Origin of the sequence: Agrobacterium sp. lyk4-40-TYG-31, assembly GCF_030209855.1 — a bacterium.
GTDB lineage: Bacteria > Pseudomonadota > Alphaproteobacteria > Rhizobiales > Rhizobiaceae > Agrobacterium > Agrobacterium vaccinii.
In genome coordinates this window covers 168,900-194,524 of sequence record NZ_JARVRE010000004.1, presented here as the reverse complement: position 1 = coordinate 194,524, position 25,625 = coordinate 168,900, and the positions used below count along the sequence as shown (strand labels likewise).

Here is a 25,625-nt window from a genome sequence, read left to right as displayed (position 1 = left end):
TTCATCTACTGATATACGCGAGGATCGCTATGGCATATGACTGGAGTGGGAATACCGTCAAGCAGCAGCGTTGCGACTGGGCCATCATCGCTGCCTTGCTCGCTCTAGCCATCATCGTCATGGCGACACCACTGGCGCTCATGCGCGGGGCAACACCAACCTCCGTTTTTGACACGACATCCGTGGACGCCAGCCCGAAGCTGGCAAAACTCTAAGCTCTACGCCTTGATCAGATCGAGATGCAGCACGCGCGGCGACAGGACCTGAAGAATGGTCTCGGAGCGGCCAATATAGACGATCGCGGTATCGGTCATGCCAGCCAGCACGGCAGACAGCGTATCGACCGTTTCTTTCTCTAGCCCTTCCAGAAGGTCGTCGATAAACAGCCAGCGCGGTTTCAGCAACACCGCATTGGCGACCCTGACGCAGGCTTGCTCGTCGGAATCGAACTTCTTATCCCAGCGAATATTGTCGTCCATACGCGGGATGATGTGGCCGAGACCGCATTGCTGCATGGCATCCAGAAAATCCTGTTCCTTGAACTTCTGCGGGCTGCGCGGATAGCACAGAATCTCACGCAACGGGGCTGCCGGTAAATATCCGTGCTGGGCGATGAACAGCGTTTCCTCTCGCGGCGGCATGGAAATGGTGCCGCGCCCCCACGGCCACAGCCCGGCAATGGCGGCAAAGAACAGGCGACGGTTGACGCCTTGGTCGCCGTTGACCATCAGCCGGTCTCCGACATTGATCTCCACCGGTGCCTCGCGCAGACGGAACACCCGCGACATGTCCTGCCCGCCGACCTCCGGGCATATCTCGACAGACGTCAGCCGGATCGAACCGGTCGTGGTCCGTTCGATGTCGATGGCGTTGCCGTGGCGCTCCACGCTGTCCATCTGGATCAGCGCGTTGCGAAACACGGAAACCCGCTGCAAATTGGCTTTCCACGCGGCAATCGGGCCGAAATTGTCGATGTACCAGCGCAGCGCCACATTGACCTGGTTGAAGGCGCCCACCGCCATCATCAGCCCGCCGAAGCTCAAGTGACCGGAGAAGTAGACCGGGGCCGCGATGAGAATGGGAGCGACGATGGCAAGCCAGCCGTAGCCCGACGATACCCACGTCAGATGCGTCAGCGCCATGGCAAGGCCACGGATGACGACCAGAACAGCGTTGATATCTTCGCCGATGCGATGACGTTCGTTCTTTTCACCGCGTGCCAGCGTAATCGCCGTCAGGTTTTCGCTGGCCCGCATCAGGGAAAAGCGCAGCTCCGCTTCTTTGGAATAGCGCTCCGCATTCAGCGGCACCAGCCGGTAACCGACAAGGTTGCTCAGCAGCGATGCCGAGCCCGCATAAATCAGTGCCGCCCAGACCATATAGCCCGGTATTTCAACCATCTTGCCGCTGATCTCTATGGCAAAACCGGCAGACAGACCCCAGAGAACACCGATGAAGCTGACAAGCAGAATAGTGGCGTTGACGAGGCCGATGGCCAGTGCCGTGCTGCTTTCGGCAAGGTTGCGCACATCGTCATGCAGGCGCTGGTCCGGGTTGACGGCGATGGCGCCAAAGCCGGAAAGCCTTGCGGCCCGGCCCGGCTTGAACCACTGGTCGACCATGTCTTTCGCCAGACCTTCGCGCATGTTCAGCGCCGTCATCTGGTTCAGCCATGTCTGGAACACGTTGAGAAGCAACAGCGACCCGGCGATCATCGCAAACACCTGAAGCTGGTGCAGAAACGAGTTCAGATCGCGCCGTTCCAGCGCATTATAGAAGGGCGCGTTCCACTCGTTCAGCTTGACCTGCCCGTAGGCGGTGACAAGGATGATGGTCAGCAGCGCGCACATCAGTGCAATCAGCCTGCCCCGGACGGGAGACGTCCAGAACGCACTGCCCATCATCTTCAACTGAGACCTGAAATCCAGATCGAATGACGGGTGGCCGGTTGTCTCCGTGGACAGATTACCTTGCGCCATCAGTACCTTGCCATTTCCATGATGATTCGAATTCCAGCAGTTCTACAGGCGTCGACTATAGGTGCGTGTCGTGACAGCAATAGCATGACGCGGGGGCTTGTCTACGTCCCACGTATGGCCTGGACCAAGACGGTCTGCAGCAATGCCACCCGGCACTGAAATGTTCCTTGCTTTATTTGCGTGCATTGCACAAAGTCCAAGCAATCAAGAGGGGCGGACAATCCGCGCAAACCGGAAAAACCGGGCAAGGGCCAGTATGTCGATCAAAGCCAGCATCTACCATCTGACGCACTACAAATACGACACACCGATCCGCCTCGGACCGCAAATCATACGGCTGAAGCCCGCACCGCATTCCCGCACCCACGTCATCAGCCACTCACTCAAGGTTTCGCCTGCCAATCACTTCGTCAATTTACAACAGGACCCTTACGGCAATTTTCTGGCGCGTTACGTCTTTCCTGATCCGGTAACGGAATTCCGCATCGAGGTCGATCTTGTCGCGGATATGACCGTCTACAATCCCTTCGACTTTTTCGTGGAGGAAAGCGCGACCTACTGGCCTTTCGAATATCCCGAAACGTTGAAAGCCGACCTGTCGATCTACCAGACACCGGAGCCGACGGGCCCACTTCTGGAAAACTACCTGAAAACCCTCGACTGGACGGCGGGCCAACCGACCGTGGATATGGTCGTCGGTCTCAATGCCAGGCTGCAAAGCGAAATCGGCTATGTCATTCGCATGGAAACCGGTGTGCAGACGCCGGAGGAAACGCTGGGAACCGCCAAGGGCTCGTGCCGCGACACGAGCTGGCTGCTGGTGCAAATCCTGCGCCATCTCGGCTTTGCCGCCCGCTTCGTCTCCGGCTATCTCATTCAATTGACGCCCGATCTCAAGGCGCTCGACGGTCCCTCGGGAACCGAAGTGGATTTTACCGATCTGCACGCCTGGGCGGAAGTCTATCTTCCCGGCGCGGGTTGGGTAGGTCTCGATCCGACCTCGGGCCTTCTGACCGGTGAAAGCCACGTGCCGCTAGCCGCCACGCCGCATTTCAGCAATGCCGCCCCCATTTCCGGTGGTTATTACGGCGAGGCGAACACCGAATTCGCCTTCGATATGAAGGTTACCCGCGTGGCCGAACATCCGCGCATCACCAAGCCGTTTTCGGACGAAAGCTGGGATCGCCTGAATGCTTTGGGCGAACAGGTGGACAAGGTGCTGGCGCAGCAGGACGTGCGCCTCACCATGGGCGGCGAGCCGACATTCGTTTCCATCGATGATTTCGAATCGGGCGAATGGAACACGGACGCGGTTGGGCCAACGAAGCGGGAAAAAGCCGATGTGCTGATCCGCAAGCTGCGCGAACGCATCGCCCCCAACGGTTTTCTGCATTACGGCCAGGGCAAGTGGTATCCGGGCGAAAGCCTGCCGCGCTGGACCTTTTCGCTCTATTGGCGCAAGGACGGCAAGCCCGTCTGGCACAATCCCGATCTGGTCGCTCGCGAAGGGGCCGATACCGGCGTCACCTCGGAAGATGCCGAGAAGCTGCTGACCAACATCGCCTCAAACATCGGCATTGCACCGGAACTCGTGTTGCCCGCTTACGAAGACCCGGCGGAATGGCTGATCAAGGAAGGCAATCTGCCTGACAATGTCGATCCGTCGAACTCCAAACTGAAAGACCCGGAAGAGCGCAACCGCATCGCCCGCGTCTTCGAACGCGGCCTGACGACACCGACAGGTTATGTCCTGCCGGTCCAAGCATGGAACGCCAAGGCCACCTCCGAAAAGCGTTGGATGAGCGAAAAGTGGAAGACCCGGCGTGGCCGCATCTTCCTCGTTCCCGGTGATAGTCCGGTCGGCTACCGCATTCCGCTCGGCACCCTGCCTCATGTTCCAGAATCCAAATTCCCCTATATCCACCCGGCTGACCCCTCGGTTCCGCGTGGACCGCTACCGGATACCCAGGCTCCGTCCGCCCGCGCTCTGCCCGAAGCGTCGTTTCAGGCATCGGAAGGGGCAACGCAGGAGCGCATCGAGCAATCGATCAGCGACATCAACGGCGAAGTGCGCACCGCCATGTCAGTGGAGGCCCGCGACGGGCGTCTTTGCGTCTTCATGCCGCCGGTGGAACGCATCGAAGATTATCTCGATCTGGTAGCTGCCGCAGAAGCAGCAGCGACCGATCTCGGCCTGCCCGTCCATATCGAGGGCTACACGCCACCGCATGACGAGCGCATGAATGTCATCCGCGTCGCGCCCGATCCCGGTGTCATCGAGGTCAACATTCACCCGGCTGAAAGCTGGAAGGATTGCGTCGATATCACGACAGCCGTTTACGAAGACGCTCGCCAGACCCGGCTGGGTGCCGACAAGTTCATGATCGACGGTCGCCACACTGGCACCGGCGGTGGCAATCACGTGGTGGTCGGCGGTGCCAACCCCAATGACAGCCCGTTCCTGCGCCGTCCCGACCTGTTGAAAAGCCTCGTGCTGCACTGGCAGCGCCATCCATCGCTGTCCTATCTGTTCTCCGGCCTTTTCATAGGCCCGACCAGCCAGGCACCGCGCATCGATGAAGCCCGCCATGACAGCATGTACGAGCTGGAAATCGCCATGGCGCAGGTGCCGATGCCGGGCGAAGGCGCGCCGCCTCTGCCATGGTTGGTGGACCGCCTGTTCCGCAATCTCCTGACGGACGTGACCGGCAACACCCACCGCTCCGAAATCTGCATAGACAAGCTGTTTTCGCCGGATGGTCCGACCGGTCGTCTCGGCCTTGTGGAATTCCGTGGTTTCGAGATGCCGCCCAATGCGCGCATGTCGCTGGCCCAGCAATTGCTGGTGCGCGCCATTATCGCACGCTTCTGGAAGAACCCCGTTGGTGGCAAGTTCGTGCGCTGGGGTACGGCGCTGGCCGACCGTTTCATGCTGCCGCATTACATCTGGGCGGATTTCCTCGATGTACTCGCAGACCTGAAAGACAACGGCTTCGACGTGAAGCCGGAATGGTTTGCCGCCCAACTGGAGTTCCGCTTCCCCTTCTTCGGCGAGGTTGAATATGAAGGCTCCAAGCTGGAACTGCGCCAGGCGCTGGAGCCATGGCACGTCATGGGCGAACAGGGTGCCATCGGCGGCACCGTGCGTTATGTGGATTCGTCAGTCGAACGTTTGCAGGTCCGGCTGGAAACCTCCAACCCGTCCCGCTACACCGTCGCCTGCAATGGCCGCGCCGTGCCGATGAAGCAGACGGATGATTCAGGTGTTTCTGTCGCCGGTGTGCGCTTCAAGGCATGGCAACCATCGCAGGGCCTGCACCCGGCCTTGCCGGTCAACACTCCGTTGACCTTCGACATTTATGATACATGGTCGAACCGATCGATCGGCGGCTGCATCTATCATGTTGCCCATCCGGGCGGTCGCACCTATGAGACGTTCCCCGTCAACGGAAACGAAGCGGAAGCAAGACGGCTTGCCCGTTTCGAACCCTGGGGACACACTGCCGGTCAGTATACGCTGTGGCCGGAAGCTGCGTCGCCGGAATTCCCGCTGACGCTTGATTTAAGACGCCCGCAGGGAGTGTGACTTGGCAAAGGCACCGGCAATGGAACGGACGAGCGGTAAACCCGGCATGGCCTCCATGCTGGATTATCGTTCCATGCCCGGAATTGCCGATGAGATGCTGGATATCCACGGTCGCATCCGCCCCGTCTGGCAACCCTTCGTCAACGCGCTTTCTCGCATGGAAGAGCGCGAGTTGCATGAGCGCTTTTCCCGCACCGACCGTTACCTGCGCGACGCAGGCGTGTTTTACCGAGACTACAGCGCGCAGGGAAATACCGAACGCAACTGGCCGATTTCGCATATTCCTGTCTTGATCGACGAGAAGGAATGGGAAGCGGTCTCTCATGGCCTCATCCAGCGTGCCAATCTGCTGGAAAGCATCGTTGCGGATTTTTACGGCGAAAACCGGCTGGTCCAGCAGGGTTACGTGCCGCCTTCGCTGCTCGCCTCCAACCCGGAATATCTGCGCCCTCTGGCAGGTGTAAAACCCGCAGACGGCCATTATCTGCATTTCTGTTCGTTCGAAATCGGTCGTGGACCTGATGGCAACTGGTGGGTGCTGGCAGACCGCACGCAGGCCCCATCAGGTGCGGGCTTTGCGCTGGAAAACCGCGTGGCCACCACCCGCGCCTTTTCCGACATCTACGCCGAAGCCCATGTCCACCGCCTTGCATCCTTCTTCGGCGCGTTTCGCGATACGCTGCAATCCCACCGCCAGCATCCGGATGATCGCATCGCGGTTCTGACGCCCGGCCCCGCTAGCGAGACCTATTTCGAACACGCCTACATCGCCCGCTATCTCGGCTTCATGCTGCTGGAAGGCGAGGACCTCACCGTCGTCAACAACCGCGTCATGGTTCGCACGGTCGCGGGCCTGAAGCCCATCGGCATCCTGTGGCGACGGCTGGATGCCTCCTATACAGACCCGCTGGAGCTGGACCAGAACTCCCATATCGGCACGCCCGGCATGGTGCAGGCATTGCGCTCCGGCTCGCTCAGCATGGTCAATGCGCTGGGGTCCGGCATTCTGGAAACCCGCGCGCTGTTGGCTTTCATGCCCGCCATCTGCCGCCATCTGCTGGGCGAAGATCTGGCCATGCCGTCCATCGCCACATGGTGGTGCGGCCAGCCGTCTGAGCGCGAACATGTGGCGCGCAACATCGAGCGCATGGTCATCGGCCCGGCCTACTCGCGCCTGCCCTTCTTTGACGATAACGGCCAGTCGGTTCTCGGTTCTTCGCTGCGCGAAACGGCCAAGGATTCCATCGGTGACTGGCTGGCAAGCGACGGCCACAAGCTCGTCGGCCAGGAAGTCGTCACGCTGTCCACAACCCCCGCTTTTGTCGATGGCAAACTGGTGCCCCGCCCTATGAGCTTGCGCGTCTTCGCGGCCCGTACGCAGGATGGCTGGCAGGTCATGCCCGGCGGCTTTGCCCGCATCGGCCGCAGCAACGATACCGCGGCCATCGCCATGCAGGCAGGCGGCAGTGCTGCCGATGTCTGGATCGTCTCCGACAAGCCGGTGGAACGCACCACGCTTTTGCCAGCGGAAGAAAACTTCATCCGCAACATGCCCGGCAGCCTGCCGAGCCGCGCCGCCGATAATCTCTTCTGGCTGGGCCGTTATATCGAGCGCGCAGAAGGGGCGTTACGCATCCTGCGCGCATGGCACGCTCGCTATGCTGAATCCGCCGATCCGAAGCAGCCGCTTCTGGCCCACGTCACCGAATACCTCGAAACCGTGGATATTGACGTAGAGGAAGCCGTTCCCGCAAGCCTCATCGCCAATCTCAACAGCGCCATTTATTCCGCCAGCAATATCAGAGACCGTTTCTCACCCGATGGCTGGCTGGCGCTGAACGATCTGGCCAAAACCGCCCGCCGCTTCCAGAGCAAGGTGGCCGCGGGTGATGACGCCACCCACGCCATGACGGTTCTCTTGCGCAAGCTGGCGGGCTTTGCCGGTTTGGTGCATGAAAACATGTACCGCTTCACCGGCTGGCGGTTCCTGTCCATCGGTCGTTATCTGGAACGCGGCCTGCATCTCACCCGTCTTCTGGGCCATATGAGCGGGCCGGATGCGCCTGACGGTTCCCATGACATGCTGCTCGAAATCGGCGACAGCGTCATGACCCATCGCCGCCGCTACAACGTCAACACGGCAGCACTGACGGTAATGGACCTGCTTGGCCTCGATCCGCTCAACCCGCGCTCCATCCTCTTCCAGCTCAACGAAATCCGCACCGAGGTGGAGCAACTACCCAACGCCTTCGTCAACGGGCAGATGTCGCCCTTCTACCGCGAAGTGATGCGGGTCCACTCCGGCCTCGCCGTGATGACGCCAGAAAACCTGTCGCCCGCCGTCTTCAGGCAATTGGAGCAGGATCTCGAACACCTCTCGGACCTTCTCGCCCAGACATATCTCGGATAACCCATGCTTTACGATCTGACGCTGCACATGGGCTATATCTACGATACGCTGGCATCCGGCGCGCGCCACATCATCCGCATCATGCCGCTGTCCATCCCCGGCAGGCAAAGGCTGATCGCAGGCACGCTCAGCGTTTCCCCCTCCCCGGATGAGCGCACCGTCTTCGATGATTTTTTCCAGCAAAGCGCTACGTCCGTTTTCCTGCGCGCCTCCCACGACAAGCTGGATATCCGCATGCAGGCTCGCGTGTCCGTGGAGAGCCCGTCTCTGACGGCAGATTTCTCGCCGCAACTTGCGAGACTGCCCGCCGAACTGGCCAGCGTCTGGTCGCTCGATCCACAGTCACCGCATCATCTGGCAGGCATCAGCCCGCGCATCGGTGAGAACGCCGCCATCGCGGCCTATGCTCGCGAAACGATCCAGCCCGGCATGAGCATCCGCGAAATCGCGATGGCGCTGTGCAAGCGCATCTACAAGGACTTCAAATATGATGGCGAGGCCACCACGGTGGACACCACACCGGCAGAAGCCTTCAAGCTAAAACGCGGCGTTTGCCAGGATTTCTCGCATATCATGATTTCGGCACTGCGCAGCCTCGGCATTCCTGCCGGTTACGTCAGCGGCTTCCTGCGCACCATCCCGCCAGCGGGCAAGGAACGGCTGGAAGGTGCAGACGCCATGCATGCCTGGGTGCGCGTCTGGTGTGGAGAGGCGACGGGTTACATCGAACTCGACCCCACCAATGACATCGTCGCTGGCAGCGACCACATCGTCGTCGGCTACGGTCGAGATTACGCCGATATCGCCCCTGTTATCGGCGTGCTGAAAAGCTACGGCAACCAGCAGACCACGCAGGCCGTCGACGTCATTCCCGTCAAGCATTGAGGCTGCACCAAAATGGAATGAAACCCGTGTCGCAACGGCACAGAGCCTCGTTTCACGACAAAAACCCGTCCCGTTTCGAGCACTCGATAAATTTGCTCACGTTACGTTAGGAAAATCTACATCGCCTGTAGGTAGTGGTGAATCCATACGATAATCGAACGGGCGGACATGATGTTCAATGGGGCCGGAATGACGAAACGGATGCGTGCGCTGCTGAGCGACAGGCAGGGCAATTTTGCCATGATGACGGCGCTGACGCTGCCTTTGCTGATGGGTTTTGCGGGCGCTGGACTTGAACTGACCAAGGCCCTGCAGGTCAAATCCGATCTCCAAAACGCAGCCGATTCGGGCACGCTTGCTGCCGCCACCAAGTTTCGTGAGACCGAGGGCAAGTTGAGCGACGACCAGCTCAAGGCAGAAGTGAAACTCTTCCTCGGTTCGGCGGATTTCGCAAAGGAACTGAACCCAGCTCAAAAGCAAGAGCTGGACGAGAACGTCAACTCGGTCGCTTCCCGGTTCAAGACATCCAAGGGCGATGGCTTCCGCATCGCCACCACCGTCAGCTATCGAATGCCGCTGAACCCGCTGCTAAGCTTCATCGGCGCCAAAACGCTGACACTCAGCGCCACCAGCACATCCGAGAGCAGCTTCAACAACGGCTCGCCGCTATCGATGTATCTTGTCCTGGACCGCTCCGGCTCAATGTCCTTCAAGACCGACACGATCGACAAAAGCAAAAGCTCCTGTCAGAATTTCACGGTGGAGAACTGGACCTCGAAGCCCTCGACGGTTAAAGCCTCGAGCCCGTGTTACGTGGCAAAGAGCACCTCGCTCAAAACCGCCGTCAACTATCTGGTGGCGACCCTCAACACATCCGATATCAGCTACAAGGCGAGCGGATCACCTGAATCGACTTTTATTCGCACCGGTGCAATCGCCTATAACGACAAAAGCTTTGCCGGGCAGGATATCGACTGGGGAACGCAAAAGGCCAATGCCTATGTGCAAGCCATCCCGCTCGTCCCGGAAGGCGGAACCAATGCGGACGCCGCGCTCATTACCGCCTTCAACGCACTGAAAAGTACCAACACCAAAGAAGGTGATGAGCACAAGAAGAAAGGCAATCTGTCGTTCAAGCGATACATTGTTTTGATGACGGATGGTGAAATGACCGGATCGAGCAACAGCTGGAACGCGGCGGTGGATGCTTCAGTGCGCGCCACCTGCGCCAAAGCGAAGGCCGACGATATCGACATCTTCACCGTCGCCTTCATGGCGCCGCCCAAGGGCAAATCGCTTCTCCAGGCCTGCGCCACCAGCGCGGACAACTATTACGCGCCGGAAAATATGGAAGAAATCGTCGCTGCCTTTGGTGATATCGCCCGAAAAGCCTCTGGAAATGTCAGCCGCCTGACCAACTGAAATCCTTAACGCCTATTTGATAGACCACGGAAACCACATCGGTTTTCGTGGTTTTTTGTTATTTTCACCTCATGTCCATAACCCTGTCATATCTCTCTAAGTCATTCACGTTTCCGACAAAACGGCTGTTGCCACGGCCCGATATCGGTGCATAAATCACTGGTATAGCTGGCATGCCGGATCGACAGAATCAGACACTCTCCTCCCAACAAGGTGCTGACCGACCAATGATCAATAAACTCGTTACCAACGATCTTCCTCGTCCCGCCCCGCGTAGTTCGGAACCGGAAGTTCTCGCTTCCGAAATCATCGAGCGACTGACCTACCGCATCGGCAAGGACGTCAAGGTTGCAAAGCCGCATGACTGGCTGACCGCCACCATTCTGGTCATCAGAGACCGCGTCATCGACAAGTGGATGGAATCCACCCGTAAGGCCTACCAGCACGACAGCAAGCGCGTTTATTATCTGTCGCTGGAATTCCTCATCGGTCGCCTGATGCGCGATGCCATCTCCAATCTCGGCCTCATGGGCGAAATCAAGGATGCGCTGACATCGCTGGGTGTCGAGTTCGACGTCATTGCCGGTTTGGAGCCCGATGCGGCCCTTGGCAATGGCGGCCTTGGCCGTCTCGCTGCCTGCTTCATGGAATCCATGGCGACCGTCGATATCCCGGCCTATGGCTACGGCATCCGCTACGTGCACGGCCTGTTCCGCCAGCAGATGGCAGACGGCTGGCAGGTGGAACTGCCCGAGACATGGCTTGCCCACGGCAACCCCTGGGAATTCGAGCGTCGCGAAAGCTCCTACGAAATCGGTTACGGCGGTTCCGTCGAGACCGTCGGCGGTTATGAAGAGCCGCAGCGCTTCGTCTGGAAGCCTGCCGAGCGCGTCATCGCCACCGCCTTCGACACGCCGGTCGTCGGCTGGCGCGGCACCCGCGTCAACACGCTGCGCCTCTGGTCGGCCCAGCCGATCGACCCGATTCTGCTCGACGCCTTCAATGCGGGCGACCACATCGGTGCTCTCCGCGAAAGCAACAAGGCCGAGGCCCTGACCCGCGTTCTCTACCCTGCGGATGCCAATCCTGCCGGTCAGGAGCTGCGTCTGCGCCAGGAATATTTCTTCTCGTCGGCCTCGCTTCAGGACATTCTGCGCCGCCACTTACAGCAATATCCTGACCTGACAAATCTGCCGGAAAAGGTCTCCATCCAGCTCAACGACACGCATCCGGCCATTTCCATCGCCGAATTGATGCGCCTGCTGTGTGATATTCACGGCATGGAATTCGAGGAAGCCTGGACACTGACGCGCGGAACCTTCTCCTACACCAACCACACGCTTCTGCCCGAAGCGCTGGAAAGCTGGCCAGTGCCGCTGCTGGAACGCCTGCTGCCACGTCACATGCAGATCATCTACGCGATCAATGCCAACACCCTTCTGGTTGCCCGCAAGGAACAGACGATGAGCGACCAGCAGGTCCGCTCCATTTCGCTGATCGAAGAAGGCGGAGAACGTCGGGTACGCATGGGCAATCTCGCCTTCATCGGCTCGCATTCCATCAATGGCGTGTCGGCGCTTCACACAGAGCTCATGAAGGTCACGGTGTTTTCCGACCTGCACAAGCTCTACCCGGACCGCATCAACAACAAGACCAACGGCATCACCCCACGCCGCTGGCTGATGCAGTGCAATCCGGGCCTGACGGACCTCATCCGCCAGTCCATTGGCGATGAATTTCTGGACGACGCCGAAAAGCTTGTCACACTCGACCGTTTTGCCGAAGACAAGGGCTTCCGCGAAAAGTTTGCTGAAATCAAGCGGCAGAACAAGGTTCGGCTTGCCAATGTGGTGGCGCAGCGCATGGGCATCCGCCTTGACCCATCAGCCATGTTCGACATCCAGATCAAGCGCATTCACGAATATAAGCGCCAGCTTCTGAACCTCGTCGAAGCCGTTGCTCTTTATGATCAAATCCGCTCACGCCCGGAACTGGATTGGGTGCCACGCGTTAAGTTCTTCGCTGGCAAAGCAGCACCGAGTTATCACAACGCCAAGCTGATCATAAAGCTCGCCAATGATATCGCGCGTGTCATCAATAACGATCCGGCGGTGCGGGGTCTTCTGAAAGTGGTTTTCATTCCAAATTATAACGTGTCCCTTGCGGAAATCATGGTTCCGGCGGCTGATCTGTCCGAACAGATCTCCACGGCTGGCATGGAAGCATCCGGCACCGGCAACATGAAATTCGGTCTGAACGGCGCGCTGACCATTGGCACGCTCGACGGTGCCAATGTCGAAATGCTGGAGCACGTCGGCAAGGACAATATCGTCATTTTCGGCAAGACCGCAGAAGAGGTCTCGCAGGCACGTTCGGAAGGTCACGATCCGCGTGCCATCATCGAAAATTCCGCTGAACTGTCGCAGGCGCTGTCATCCATCGCCTCTGGCGTCTTCTCGCCTGACGACCGGTCCCGTTTTTCGGAACTGATGGACGGCATCTACAACAACGACTGGTTCATGGTCGCCGCCGATTTCGACGCTTACGCCCAGGCACAGCGTGATGTCGACGCAATCTGGAGCGATCCTTCGAGCTGGTACGAAAAAACCGTACGCAATACGGCACGCATGGGCTGGTTCTCGTCCGACCGGACGATCCGGCAATATGCAACCGAAATCTGGAGGGCCTGATGAAGAAACCGCTCAACACTGCCGACGACAAAAAGACTGGCGCCATCAACCCGGCGGAAATCGAGGCAATCAAGAGCGGTTTGCATTCCAACCCCTTTGCCGTGCTCGGCGTTCACCAGACGCCGGACGGCTTCGTGGCTCGTTGCTTCATTCCCGGTGCGGAAGAAGTCACGGTCATGACGCTCGATGGCACGGTCGCCGGGGAACTGACGCGCACCGATGCGGATGGCTTCTTCGAAGGGCCGATCGAGATTTCGAAGCGCCAGCCTGTTCGCTACAGAGCCCTGCGTGACGATGCAGAGTGGGCGGTGACCGATCCCTATAGTTTCGGTCCCGTTCTCGGCCCCATGGACGACTACCTCGTGCGGGAAGGCTCGCATCTGCGCCTGTTCGACAAGATGGGCGCGCACCCGTTGAAGCTGGAAGGCGTGGAAGGTTTTCACTTCGCCGTCTGGGCACCGAATGCCCGGCGCGTGTCGGTCGTCGGTGATTTCAACAATTGGGATGGCCGCCGCCATGTCATGCGCTTCCGCAAGGACACCGGCATCTGGGAAATCTTTGCGCCGGACGTTTACGCCGGTTGCAGCTACAAATTCGAGATCATCGGCCCGCATGGCGAATTGCTGCCATTGAAAGCCGACCCCTATGCTCGCCGCGCCGAACTGCGCCCGAAGAACGCCTCGGTCACCACACCGGAACTGGTTCAGGACTGGAGCGATGAGGCACACCGCAAGCACTGGGCCAGCATAGACCAGCGCCGCCAGCCGATCAGCATTTACGAAGTGCATGCCTCATCGTGGCAGTACAACGACAATGGCGAGTTTCTGACATGGGACGAACTGGCCGCCAGGCTCATCCCCTACTGCGCCGATATGGGCTTTACCCATATCGAATTCATGCCTTTAACCGAGCACCCCTATGATCCGTCCTGGGGTTACCAGACGACGGGTCTCTACGCGCCAACCGCGCGTTTCGGTGAACCGGAAGGCTTTGCCCGCTTCGTCAACGGCGCCCACAAGGTTGGCATCGGCGTCATTCTGGACTGGGTACCCGCCCACTTCCCGACAGACGAACATGGCCTGAAATGGTTCGATGGGTCGGCCCTTTACGAACATGCCGATCCACGTCAGGGTTTCCACCCGGACTGGAATACCGCGATCTACAATTTCGGTCGCGTCGAGGTCATGTCTTACCTGATCAACAACGCACTCTATTGGGCCGAGAAATTCCATCTCGACGGCCTGCGTGTCGATGCCGTGGCGTCCATGCTCTACCTCGATTATTCCCGCAAGGAAGGCGAGTGGGTGCCCAACGAATATGGCGGGCGCGAAAACCTCGAATCGGTCCGCTTCCTTCAGCAGATGAATACGCTGATTTACGGCAACCACCCCGGCGTTATGACCATCGCCGAAGAATCCACCTCGTGGCCGAAGGTATCGCAGCCGGTTCATGAGGGCGGTCTCGGTTTCGGCTTTAAGTGGAACATGGGCTTCATGCATGACACGCTGAGCTATTTCCAGCGCGAGCCTGTGCACCGCAAGTTCCACCATCAGGAACTCAGCTTCGGCCTACTCTATGCCTTCTCAGAAAACTTCGTCCTGCCGATTTCCCATGATGAGGTCGTGCACGGCAAGGGCTCGATGATTGCAAAGATGCCGGGTGACGACTGGCAAAAATTCGCCAATCTTCGCGCCTATTACGCCTTCATGTGGGGTTATCCCGGCAAGAAGCTGCTGTTTATGGGCCAGGAATTCGCACAGTGGAGCGAATGGAGCGAGAAGACCTCACTCGACTGGAACCTGCTGCAATATCACATGCATGAGGGCATGCGCCGCCTCGTGCGCGATCTCAATTTCATGTACCGCTCCAAGGCAGCGCTGCATGCGCGCGATTGTGAACCGGAGGGCTTCCAGTGGCTTTCGGCGGATGACCATGAAAACTCCGTTTTTGCATGGCTTCGCTTGGCACCCGGTGAAAAACCGGTGGCGGTCATCAGCAACCTGACGCCTGTCTATCGCGAGAATTTCTACGTGCCGCTGCCCACCGCCGGCCGCTGGCGCGAGGTTCTCAACACCGATGCCGAGATTTACGGCGGCACCGGCAAAGGCAATGGCGGACGCGTGCAGGCCGTCGATGCAGGCGGCACGATCGGAGCGACGCTGACATTGCCGCCGCTTGCCGTCATCATGCTGGAACTGGAAGCTTGACCCTGCGGGGCCGCAAGGCCCGGTGCGGAGACATGAAAGAAAATACGGGAATTTTATGGGAGGAATGCAATGAGTGAAAAAAGAATTCAGCCACTGGCACGTGATGCAATGGCCTATGTGCTTGCTGGTGGCCGTGGCAGCCGCCTGAAGGAACTCACCGACCGTCGCGCAAAGCCTGCCGTCTATTTCGGCGGCAAGGCGCGCATCATCGATTTCGCCCTGTCGAATGCACTCAATTCCGGTATTCGCCGCATCGGCGTTGCCACCCAGTACAAGGCACACTCCCTTATCCGCCACCTCCAGCGCGGCTGGGACTTCTTCCGCCCGGAACGCAATGAAAGCTTCGACATTCTGCCCGCCTCCCAGCGCGTGTCCGAAACGCAGTGGTATGAAGGCACCGCCGACGCGGTCTTCCAGAACATCGACATCATCGAGTCCCACGGCCCGGAATATATGGTCATTCTGGCGGGCGACCACATTTACAAGATGGACTATGAATACATGCTGCAACAGCATGTGGACAGCGGTGCCGATGTCACCATCGGCTGCTTGGAAGTGCCGCGCATGGAAGCCGTCGGCTTTGGCGTCATGCACGTCAACGATAAGGATGAAATCATCGATTTCATCGAAAAGCCCGCCGATCCACCGGGCATTCCCGGCAATCCTGATTTCGCCCTGGCGTCCATGGGCATTTACGTCTTCCACACGAAATTCCTGATGGAATGCCTGCGCCGCGATGCCGCCGACCCGAATTCCAGTCGCGATTTCGGCAAGGACATCATTCCCCACATCGTTCAGCATGGTAAGGCCGTAGCCCACCGTTTCGCCTCGTCTTGCGTACGTTCCGATTTTGAAAATGGTCCGTACTGGCGCGATGTCGGTACCATCGATGCATACTGGCAGGCCAATATCGACCTGACCGATATCGTTCCCGACCTCGACATCTACGACAAGTCCTGGCCGATCTGGACCTATGCGGAAATCCTGCCGCCTGCCAAATTCGTGCATGACGATGAAAACCGCCGGGGTTCGGCCACCTCGTCTGTTGTCGCGGGTGACTGCATCATCTCCGGCTCGTCGCTTAACCGCAGCCTGTTGTTCACGGGTGTCCGTGCCAATTCCTACTCACGCCTTGAGAATGCCGTTGTGCTGCCGAGTGTGAAAATCGGACGCCACGCGCAGCTCAGCAACGTGGTCATCGACCATGGCGTCGTCATTCCCGAAGGGCTCGTCGTTGGAGAGGACCATGACCTGGACGCAAAGCGCTTCCGCCGGACAGATAGCGGCATTTGCCTCATCACCCAATCGATGATCGACAAGCTGGATTTGTAGACCCCATGAATGTTCTGTCGGTTGCATCCGAAGTCTATCCACTCATCAAGACAGGGGGGCTCGCCGATGTCGCTGGCGCGCTTCCCATCGCGCTGAAAGCCTATGGCGTTACCACCCGCACGCTGGTTCCCGGCTACCCCGCCGTCAAGGCGGCGGTATCGGATGCGGTCAAGATCGCCGAATTCACCGACCTCTTGGGCGAAAGCGCCGATTTGTTGGAAGCGCATCATGAGGGGCTGGACCTCCTGATCCTCGATGCACCCGCTTACTTCGACCGCCCGGCTGGCCCCTACCTCGATTCGACCGGCAAGGATTTCGAGGACAACTGGAAGCGCTTCGCAGCCCTGTCTCTGGCCGCAGCTCAGATTGCGCAGGGCAAGCTGGCGGATTGGCAACCGGACCTGCTGCACGCCCATGACTGGCAGGCGGCCATGGCGCCCGTCTACATGCGCTATGCCGAAATCCCGGAAATTCCAAGCGTTCTAACCATCCACAACATCGCGTTTCAAGGTCAGTTCGGCGCCAATATCTTCAGCCAGCTGGGCTTGCCCGCCCATGCCTTCAACACGGAAAGTATCGAATACTACAACGATATCAGCTTCCTCAAAGGCGGCGTGCAGACATCGACGGCCATTAGCACGGTCAGCCCGTCCTATGCCGAGGAAATTCTGACACCGGAATTCGGCATGGGGCTGGATGGCGTTATCAGAAGCCGCGCCCATGTCATGCACGGTATTGTCAATGGTATCGACGCAGAGGTCTGGAACCCCGCGACCGACCACCTCATCAACGACAATTACTCCGCCGCCAACCTCAAGCTGCGGGCGCGCAACAAGGTTTCGGTCGCCAATCATTTCCGCATCGATCAGGGGGACGGGCCGCTGTTTTGCGTGGTCTCGCGCCTGACATGGCAGAAGGGCATCGATCTCGTCACCGAGGTGGTGGATGACATCGTCGCGATGGGCGGACGTCTGGTCGTGCTGGGCGCTGGCGAAATTGCGCTGGAAGGTGCACTTCTGGCCGCAGCATCGCGCCATCCGGGCCGCGTCGGCGTCGCCATCGGCTACAACGAACCGCTGTCTCACCTCATGCAGGCGGGCTGCGATGCCATCATCATTCCCTCGCGCTTCGAACCCTGCGGCCTGACCCAGCTTTATGCGCTGCGTTACGGCTGTATCCCGGTCGTTGCGCGAAACGGCGGGCTGAACGATACGGTCATCGATGCCAACCACGCAGCCGTTGCCGCGAAGGTGGCGACCGGCGTGCAATTCACGTCGATCACGCCAGAAGGCCTGCGACAGGCTATCAGGCGCACGGTGCGCTATTATCACGATCAGAAACTGTGGACGCAGATGCAGAAGCAGGGCATGAAATCGGATGTTTCCTGGGAAAAAAGCGCTGGCCTTTACGCCGCGCTCTACGCCCAACTTATTTCGAAAGGCCAGTAAATGACCATCAAGACCGTTCAGACCACAGCATTTCAGGACCAGAAGCCCGGCACATCGGGCCTGCGCAAGAAAGTGCCGGTCTTCGCGCAGGAAAACTACGCGGAAAACTTCATCCAGTCGATATTCGACAGCCTTGAAGGCTTTGCGGGCCAAGCGCTGGTGATCGGCGGCGACGGTCGTTATTACAATCGCGAAGTCATCCAGAAGGCGATCAAGATGGCCGCCGCCGCCGGTTTCGGCAAGGTTCTGGTTGGTCAAGGCGGCATTCTCTCAACGCCTGCGGCGTCCAACATCATCCGCAAATACAAGGCCTTTGGCGGCATCGTTCTCTCCGCCAGCCATAACCCCGGCGGCCCCAACGAAGACTTCGGCATCAAGTACAATATCGGCAATGGCGGCCCGGCCCCGGAAAAAATCACCGACGCCATCTTCGACCGCACGAAGAATATCCAGACCTACAAGATTGCCGAGGCCGCCGATATCGATCTCGACACCATCGGCAGTTCCGATGTGGCTGGCATGACAGTCGAAGTCATCGATCCCGTGGCCGACTACGCCACACTGATGGAAGAGCTGTTTGATTTCGGCGCTATCCGCAACCTGATCTCAAGCGGCTTCAAGGTGGTGGTTGACTCGATGAGCGCGGTTACCGGCCCTTACGCGGTCGAAATCATCGAAAAGCGCCTCGGCGCGCCATCGGGTTCCGTCTGGAATTCCGTTCCCCTGCCAGACTTCGGTGGCCACCACCCGGACCCGAACCTCGTCCACGCCAAGGACATGTATGACGACGTGATGAGCGCCGACGGCCCGGATTTCGGCGCAGCATCCGATGGTGACGGCGACCGCAACATGGTGGTCGGCAAGGGCATGTTCGTCACCCCATCCGACAGCCTCGCCATCATCGCTGCCAATGCGACACTCGCACCCGGTTACGCCTCCGGCATTGCCGGCATCGCCCGCTCCATGCCGACAAGTGCCGCCGCAGACCGCGTTGCCGAAAAGCTCGGCATCGGCATGTATGAAACGCCAACCGGCTGGAAATTCTTCGGCAACCTGCTGGACGCTGGCAAAGTCACCGTCTGCGGCGAAGAAAGCTTCGGCACCGGCTCCAACCATGTCCGAGAAAAGGATGGTCTCTGGGCCGTACTCTTCTGGCTGAACATCGTGGCCAGCCGCAAGGAAAGCGTCAAGGACATCGTCACCAAGCATTGGGCCGAATATGGCCGCAACTACTATTCACGCCACGACTATGAAGAGGTCGACAGCGACGCCGCCAACACGCTCGTCTCCATCCTACGCGAAAAGCTGGCCACCCTGCCCGGCACCACCTATGGCGCGCTGAAGGTTAAGTCCGCCGACGACTTCGCTTACAATGATCCGGTCGACCAGTCCGTCAGCAAGAACCAGGGCATCCGCATCCTCTTCGAAGGCGGCTCCCGCATCGTCATCCGCTTGTCGGGCACCGGCACGTCTGGTGCTACGCTTCGGCTTTATGTCGAACGCTACGAAGCCGATGCGTCGCGCCACAATATCGAAACGCAGGCGGCTCTGGCCGATCTGATCTCTGTGGCAGATGCGATTGCGGGGATCAAAAAGCACACGGGGCGTGATGCTCCGACGGTTATTACGTAACGGTCGCGATCGCGGTTTTCGGTTAGGGCAGTGGGTGTGACTCACCCCCCTCTGCCCTGCCGGGCATCTCCCCCTCAGGTGGGGAGATTAGCTAGGCGCACCAACATCGCCCCAATCTTGACGTCAGAGATTGCCCAGAGGCCGCCACGAGTTGATCTCCCCCCTTGAGGGGGAGATGTCCGGCAGGACAGAGGGGGTAAAGCCCCACCCACAAGCCTTAAAGCGCTGACGCAACCTCAACGAACGGAACCCCGATGCCCAGCCCCACCGTTTCCCCCCAAGGCGCCATCCCCACGGCAAACGGCACGGCATTCTCCGTCTACTCCCGCCACGCCTCACAGATCGACCTCTGCATCTTCGACCCGACCGGCACCACCGAAACCGCTCGCATCCTGATGCAGCGCGATGAGAACAACATCCACAGCATCACCACCAACGCCCCAGTCGGCACCCGCTACAACTTCCGTGCCAACGGCATCTACGCGCCGGACCACGGCCTATGGCTCGACCCGTCAAAACTGCTGCTCGACCCCTACGCAACGGAAATAGACCGACCATTCGCCCACGATCCGAGTCTCTACACGTTCGGCGAAGACACATCCGCCGCAATGCCGAAGGCGATCGTGCGACATCACGCGCCACCCCCAAGGCAACCGCCGCAGTTTTCCCCTGGCGGCCTGATCTACGAAATCGCCGTCAAACCCTTTACTATGCTGCACCCGGATGTGCCCGAAGCGATCAGAGGCACCGTTGCCGCACTCGCCCACCCTGCCATCATCGCCCACCTCAAAACGATCGGCGTCGATGCCATCGAACTCATGCCCATCACCGCCTGGATCGATGAGCGCCACCTGCCGCCACTCGGTCTCACCAATGGCTGGGGCTACAACCCCGTCGGCTTCATGGCGCTCGACCCGCGCCTTTGCCCCGGCGGCGTTGAAGAGCTGCGCGATACGGTAGCAACCCTGCATGAAAACGGCATCGGCACTATTCTCGATCTGGTCTTCAACCACACCGGCGAAAGCGACCGTTTCGGCGCGACACTATCGCTACGCGGGCTCGATAATCTCAGCTATTATCGCCACGCAAAAGACAACCCCGGCATGCTGGTCAACGATACCGGCACCGGCAACACCGTTGCTTGCGACCATCCGCATGTGCGTCGCCTCATCCTCGATACGTTGCGCCATTTTGTGGTCCATGCGGGCGTGGATGGCTTCCGCTTCGACCTCGCCCCCATCATGGGCCGCACGGACGATGGCTTCGATATGGCGTCGCAGACGCTCCATGCTATGCACACCGACCCAATCCTGCACGATCGCATCATGATTGCCGAGCCTTGGGACATCGGTCCCGGCGGTTACCAGCTCGGCAATTTTCCCGACAACTTCCTCGAATGGAACGACCGTGCCCGCGATGATCTTCGCCGCTACTGGCGTGGCGATGATGGGCCGACCGGTGCGTTGGCGGATGCGCTGGCAGGCTCATCCGGCATTTTTTCGCGCCATAACCGCACCCGTACCCGCAGCATCAATTTCCTCGCCGCCCACGACGGCTTCACGCTCTTCGATCTCGTCTCCCACGCCCACAAGCACAATGATGCCAATGGCGAAGACAACCGGGATGGTCACAACGAAAACCACTCCTGGAACAACGGTGTCGAGGGCCTGACGGACGACCCGACGATCAACACGGCGCGCATTGCCGATGTCAAATCCCTACTGTCGACGCTGTTCGTCACCCGTGGCACCATCATGCTGACGGCAGGCGATGAGGGCGGGCGCAGCCAGCGCGGCAACAACAATGCTTATTGCCAGGATAACGCCATCACCTGGGTAGATTGGGCAAATCTATCACCCGAAATCATCGCCCACACGGCCTATCTCTCCGCACTTCGCAAACGCTTCGATGTTTTCTCGCAGGACACGTTTTTCTCGTCCAACACCGATGATGTGCGATGGCTCTCGGCCACCGGCGCGCCGATGTCTGTGGCGGACTGGGAAGACTCCCAAGGCGTACCACTGGCCATGGTGTTGAAAACCCATGACAATCATCATGACATACCTGCCGAACTGGCCATTCTCTTCAACCGCAGCCGCGATGTCGTGCCCTTCACCTTGCCGGGAGACTGGAAGCCATTGGGCACGGATTTCGGCAATCCGGCCTACCTGCCCGCCCGCTCCGTCGTATTTTACATCCGGTGAGTTTGCTGCGATGCAAAAACAAGATTGTTCTTTAGCCTTGCCCCTGTAAACTCCGCCCTGCTGCTTTCGTAACATTTGTCGCGAGGAACCATGCCCAAGGAAATCTCTCTGTCCGAGGTAAAAGACCTTGTCGGTTCCGAAGTTGGAATATCCGACTGGATCACTGTCGATCAGGCGATGATCGACGCCTTCGCCAAAGCCACGCTGGACGACCAGTTCATCCACACAGATCCGCAACGCGCCGCCGCAGAAAGCCCGTTCGGCGGCACCATCGCCCACGGCTTTCTGACGCTGTCCCTGTTGTCAGCCATGAATTACAGCGCCCTGCCCAAAATCCGAGAACAGACAATGGGCATCAATTACGGCTTCGACAAACTCCACTTCGTCGCCCCTGTCAAAAGCGGTGCCCGCATCCGCGGTCACTTCACCCTGGCCGAAGCCCGCTTTCGCGGTGGCGCGATGCTGATGAACACCTATGACGTGACGGTGGAAATCGAGGACGAAAAGAAGCCAGCGTTGACGGCACGCTGGATTACAATCAGCCAGTTCGACCCGGACGATAGGCCGGAGGAGGATTGAAGAGCGGCAATTTATCGACGGAGATTTATGAAGTTCGCTTATTTGATCGAGCCGCCGTTCAACTACCGCAATAAGCAAGGCGTTGTGACCGGCAGTGATGTGGAACTGGCCCGAACAGTTCTGTCGATGGCCGGTATTGAAAACGTCGAATTCATCGAGACGGAATTTTCAAATCTGCTCTCTGGCTTGGAGCAGCACCGTTGGGATATGACGACAGGCCTGTTCGACACACCTGAGCGCAGAAAAATAGCCACATTCAGCCGCCCGATATGGGCACTGTCCGATGGCTGCTCGTTCGCAAGGGAAATCCCGAACAGCTGAGCGGATACGCCTCCATTGCTACAAACGCGGAATACAAGCTGACTGCGATACAGGTTCAGCACAAAGCAGCGCTTGCCGCTGGTATTCCGGAAGACCGTATCGTTTTAAACGCAACATATGATGAGGCCGCAAACGCCGTCCTTGAAGGCCGGGTCGATGCCTATGCGAGCGTTGCCATGGCGCATCAAGGATATCTCAAGCAACATATAAATACCAATCTGGACGTCATCCCCGTCCCCGTAAAGGAAAGAGCCGCCGCTTTCGGTGCATTTGGCTTTCGTCAATCAGACAGCGAGCTGAAAGATGCAGTCGACGCAGCTTTGACGCAATACCTCGGTTCGGATGAACACCGAAAGATGATGCGAAACCACGGTTTTACCGATGCGGATATAGACATGATTGCGCTACATCGACCAGGGTTAATTTGAAGCTCAACCAGCACTACGTTTTCAACATGGTTCCAGCAAAGCGCTTGAATCTGCTGATACGTGTCTACATGAACCTTGCATCGCAAGATGTGCTATTTCTAGGACATATACGCGATTAGCTTCACCCAATTCCACCCGTGGCTAACATGCATTGCGCGCAACCTTTTGTTCGCCCACAGCGGGAACCCGTCCCCGAGGTCACGCGTTGATGGCTACACGCCTTGAGGGGGACAATTCAATGGCACAAAATATTACCAAACCTGACAATTCCGCAGAGCCGACAACCGAACTCAGACGCGTGATCGGGCCGGGGCTTCTGCTGCTGTTCATCGTGGGTGATATCCTCGGCACCGGCATCTACGCGCTGACCGGCCAAGTGGCCGCAGAAGTTGGTGGCGTCGTCTGGCTACCCTTCCTCATCGCCTTCGGCGTCGCTCTTCTCACCGCCTGCTCCTATCTGGAACTCGTCACGAAATACCCAAAAGCAGCCGGTGCAGCGCTTTATACGCACAAGGCTTTCGGCGTGCATTTCATCACCTTTCTCGTCGCCTTCACCGTCATGTCGTCGGGGGTCACCTCTGCCTCCACCGCCTCACGCGCTTTTGCCGCGAATTTCACCACCGTCACCGGGTTCGATTTCGGTGCCTTCGGTGTCACGGGTGTCGCCATCGCCTTCATCGCAGCCATCGCACTCATCAATTTCCGGGGCGTGGGCGAAAGCGTGAAGATGAATGTCGTGCTGACGGTGGTGGAACTCACCGGCCTGCTCATCATCATCGGCATCGGCTTCTGGGCCATCGGCAATGGTCAGGGCGATGTGTCTCGCGTCTGGACATTCGAGCCTGCGGGCGAACACGGTGTCATCTGGTCGGTGGTCGCGGCCACGACGCTTGCCTTCTTCGCCATGGTGGGCTTTGAGGATTCGGTCAACATGGCCGAGGAATGCAAGCAGCCGGCCCGCATCTTCCCGAAGGTGCTGCTCGGCGGCCTCGCGATCACCGGCGTCATCTACATACTGGTTGCCATCTCTGCCATCACGCTGGTTCCCGCAGCAGAGCTGGGCGAAGGCGAAACGCCTCTGCTGAAAGTCATTGCGGCAGGCGCACCCAACTTCCCCATCGGCATTTTCGGCGTTATCACCATGTTCGCCGTCGCCAATTCCGCGCTCATCAACATGATGATGGCCAGCCGCCTGATCTACGGCATGAGCCGCGAAGGCGTGCTGCCCCCGGCACTCGGAAAAGTCCACAAGGGCCGCCAGACACCCTACATCGCCATCATCTTCACCTCTCTCATCGCCATCGGCCTCATTGCCTTCGCAGGCGGCGTCCCGGCGCTGGGCGGCACCACGGCGCTGCTCCTGCTCGGCGTTTTCACCATCGTCAATGTCGCGGTGCTGGTGCTGCGCAAGGACAAAGTGGAGCACAAGCATTTCCGCACCCCGACAATTCTGCCCATCATCGGCGCTATTAGCTGCTTCTTCCTCGTCGGCCCATGGACGGGCCGCGACCCGGTGCAGTATTCGATTGCAGGCGTGCTGCTGTTTATCGGGGTGTTGTTGTGGCTGGCGACGATCGGTTACATGCGCATGCAGGAGAAGGCGGCTTAAGAGGCACCCACACTCCGCCGCCCCGTCACCCCGGCCCTGAGCCGGGGTCCAGCGACGTGACGTGCGTCAGGTCAAAAGACTATTCTTCCGCGCAGACGCGCGGCTGCTGGGTTTTGGCTCAGGGCCGGAATGACGGAGGTGGGGTAATCCACGCGAAAAATCACAGACGTTGCAAAGTACAGTTGCAATCCCCCGCAACAATGATACATCGGAATTCCGGCTCCCATTTCAAAAGGAAATATTATGCCGGACTTTTCCACGCTCATGCTTTTTTCCGCCGCAGCTCTCGTTCTGACGGCGACGCCCGGTCCCGATATGTTGCTGATTGCTTCGCGCAGTGTCAGCCAGGGCCGGTCTGCGGGTTTTCTGACCTATGCCGGAATAGCTGCGGGCACCTATTGCCACGCAATCGCTGCCGCACTTGGCCTTTCCCAGCTGTTTGTGAATGTTCCCATTGCCTATGAGATCCTGCGCTGGGCGGGCTGCGCCTATCTGCTTTATCTGGCGTACAAGACACTTCGGTCACAAAGCTCCGCTTTTGCGCCATCGGCAGGTCTGAAGAAATTGTCGGGGAAACGGATTTTCAGCGAGGGTCTGGCGACCAATATTCTCAATCCCAAAATGGCGCTGTTCGTGCTGGCTCTTTTCCCGCAATTCATTGATCCGACTGGCAGTTCAATGCTCGTTCAGACGGTGGTGCTTGCCAGCATTCTGAACGGCGTGGGTTTTGTGGTGAATGGCACGGTCATTCTGTTGGGCACCAGCATCCGCAACCGCTTGTCCGCAATCAGCCGTTTTCCCAAATTGCCGCAATATTTGCTGGCAACCGTGTTTGCCGGGCTTGCATGCCGTCTGGCACTCGGCACGAGAAACTGAAAACACCCTAAGAGGGC

General features: G+C 59.0%; 17 protein-coding genes. 16 read left to right on the top strand and 1 reads right to left on the bottom strand.

All coding sequences use genetic code 11. The annotated features are described in order from the left end of the window. Positions 1–29: 29 nt before the first annotated feature. Positions 30–215 (top strand): hypothetical protein, encoded by a 186-nt coding sequence (locus QRN55_RS06180; RefSeq protein WP_284775728.1) that lies wholly within the window; start codon positions 30–32, stop codon positions 213–215. Between the two features lie 3 nt (positions 216–218). Here the strand turns inward: QRN55_RS06180 and QRN55_RS06175 are convergent, their stop codons facing one another. Continuing rightward, on the bottom strand, positions 219–1,979 hold the full coding sequence (locus QRN55_RS06175; protein ID WP_112498621.1) for an ABC transporter ATP-binding protein/permease: 1,761 nt from the start codon (positions 1,977–1,979) through the stop codon (positions 219–221). A gap of 256 nt (positions 1,980–2,235) precedes the next feature. Here QRN55_RS06175 and QRN55_RS06170 point away from each other — a divergent pair, with 256 nt between their 5' ends. From QRN55_RS06170 to QRN55_RS06100, 15 genes are all read left to right on the top strand, one after another. Further along, positions 2,236–5,565, top strand: a complete 3,330-nt coding sequence (locus tag QRN55_RS06170) for a transglutaminase family protein (protein WP_284775724.1) — start codon at positions 2,236–2,238, stop codon at positions 5,563–5,565. 1 nt (position 5,566) lies between these two features. Next, positions 5,567–7,975 (top strand): circularly permuted type 2 ATP-grasp protein, encoded by a 2,409-nt coding sequence (locus tag QRN55_RS06165; protein WP_502871297.1) that lies wholly within the window; start codon positions 5,567–5,569, stop codon positions 7,973–7,975. Positions 7,976–7,978: 3 nt separating this feature from the next. Continuing rightward, the gene (locus QRN55_RS06160; protein ID WP_284775722.1) at positions 7,979–8,860 is read left to right on the top strand and encodes a transglutaminase family protein; all 882 of its coding nucleotides are present in this window, start codon (positions 7,979–7,981) and stop codon (positions 8,858–8,860) included. Between the two features lie 189 nt (positions 8,861–9,049). Beyond that, complete coding sequence (locus QRN55_RS06155; protein ID WP_284775721.1) at positions 9,050–10,282, top strand: vWA domain-containing protein; 1,233 nt, start codon at positions 9,050–9,052, stop codon at positions 10,280–10,282. A gap of 227 nt (positions 10,283–10,509) precedes the next feature. Then, on the top strand, positions 10,510–12,972 hold the full coding sequence (locus QRN55_RS06150; RefSeq protein WP_284775719.1) for a glycogen/starch/alpha-glucan phosphorylase: 2,463 nt from the start codon (positions 10,510–10,512) through the stop codon (positions 12,970–12,972). Then, positions 12,972–15,179 carry a 1,4-alpha-glucan branching protein GlgB gene (gene glgB / locus QRN55_RS06145; RefSeq protein WP_284775717.1) on the top strand — a complete coding sequence of 736 codons (2,208 nt, stop codon included), beginning with the start codon at positions 12,972–12,974 and terminating at the stop codon, positions 15,177–15,179. The genes QRN55_RS06150 and glgB overlap by 1 nt, the downstream gene beginning before the upstream one ends. 69 nt (positions 15,180–15,248) lie before the next feature. Beyond that, positions 15,249–16,511 carry a glucose-1-phosphate adenylyltransferase gene (gene glgC / locus QRN55_RS06140; protein ID WP_284775716.1) on the top strand — a complete coding sequence of 421 codons (1,263 nt, stop codon included), beginning with the start codon at positions 15,249–15,251 and terminating at the stop codon, positions 16,509–16,511. A 5-nt stretch (positions 16,512–16,516) separates the two neighbouring features. Next, a complete protein-coding gene (gene glgA, locus QRN55_RS06135; protein ID WP_284775714.1) occupies positions 16,517–17,959 on the top strand; it encodes a glycogen synthase GlgA in 1,443 nt (480 codons plus the stop codon). Beyond that, on the top strand, positions 17,960–19,591 hold the full coding sequence (locus tag QRN55_RS06130; protein ID WP_284775712.1) for an alpha-D-glucose phosphate-specific phosphoglucomutase: 1,632 nt from the start codon (positions 17,960–17,962) through the stop codon (positions 19,589–19,591). A gap of 254 nt (positions 19,592–19,845) precedes the next feature. Further along, entirely contained in the window at positions 19,846–21,795 is a 1,950-nt protein-coding gene (glgX, locus tag QRN55_RS06125; protein ID WP_284775710.1) for a glycogen debranching protein GlgX, read from the top strand. A 90-nt stretch (positions 21,796–21,885) separates the two neighbouring features. Next, positions 21,886–22,374 carry a MaoC family dehydratase gene (locus QRN55_RS06120; RefSeq protein WP_284775708.1) on the top strand — a complete coding sequence of 163 codons (489 nt, stop codon included), beginning with the start codon at positions 21,886–21,888 and terminating at the stop codon, positions 22,372–22,374. 42 nt (positions 22,375–22,416) lie between these two features. Beyond that, the gene (locus tag QRN55_RS06115) at positions 22,417–22,695 is read left to right on the top strand and encodes a transporter substrate-binding domain-containing protein (protein WP_284775706.1); all 279 of its coding nucleotides are present in this window, start codon (positions 22,417–22,419) and stop codon (positions 22,693–22,695) included. Beyond that, positions 22,644–23,123, top strand: coding sequence for a type 2 periplasmic-binding domain-containing protein (locus tag QRN55_RS06110; RefSeq protein WP_284775704.1), 480 nt, complete (start codon positions 22,644–22,646; stop codon positions 23,121–23,123). Before QRN55_RS06115 ends, QRN55_RS06110 begins: the two co-directional genes overlap by 52 nt. Positions 23,124–23,361: 238 nt before the next feature. Continuing rightward, on the top strand, positions 23,362–24,732 hold the full coding sequence (locus QRN55_RS06105) for an APC family permease (protein ID WP_284775702.1): 1,371 nt from the start codon (positions 23,362–23,364) through the stop codon (positions 24,730–24,732). 243 nt (positions 24,733–24,975) lie between these two features. Further along, positions 24,976–25,608, top strand: a complete 633-nt coding sequence (locus QRN55_RS06100) for a LysE family translocator (RefSeq protein WP_284775701.1) — start codon at positions 24,976–24,978, stop codon at positions 25,606–25,608. The last annotated feature ends 17 nt before the right edge of the window (positions 25,609–25,625 follow it).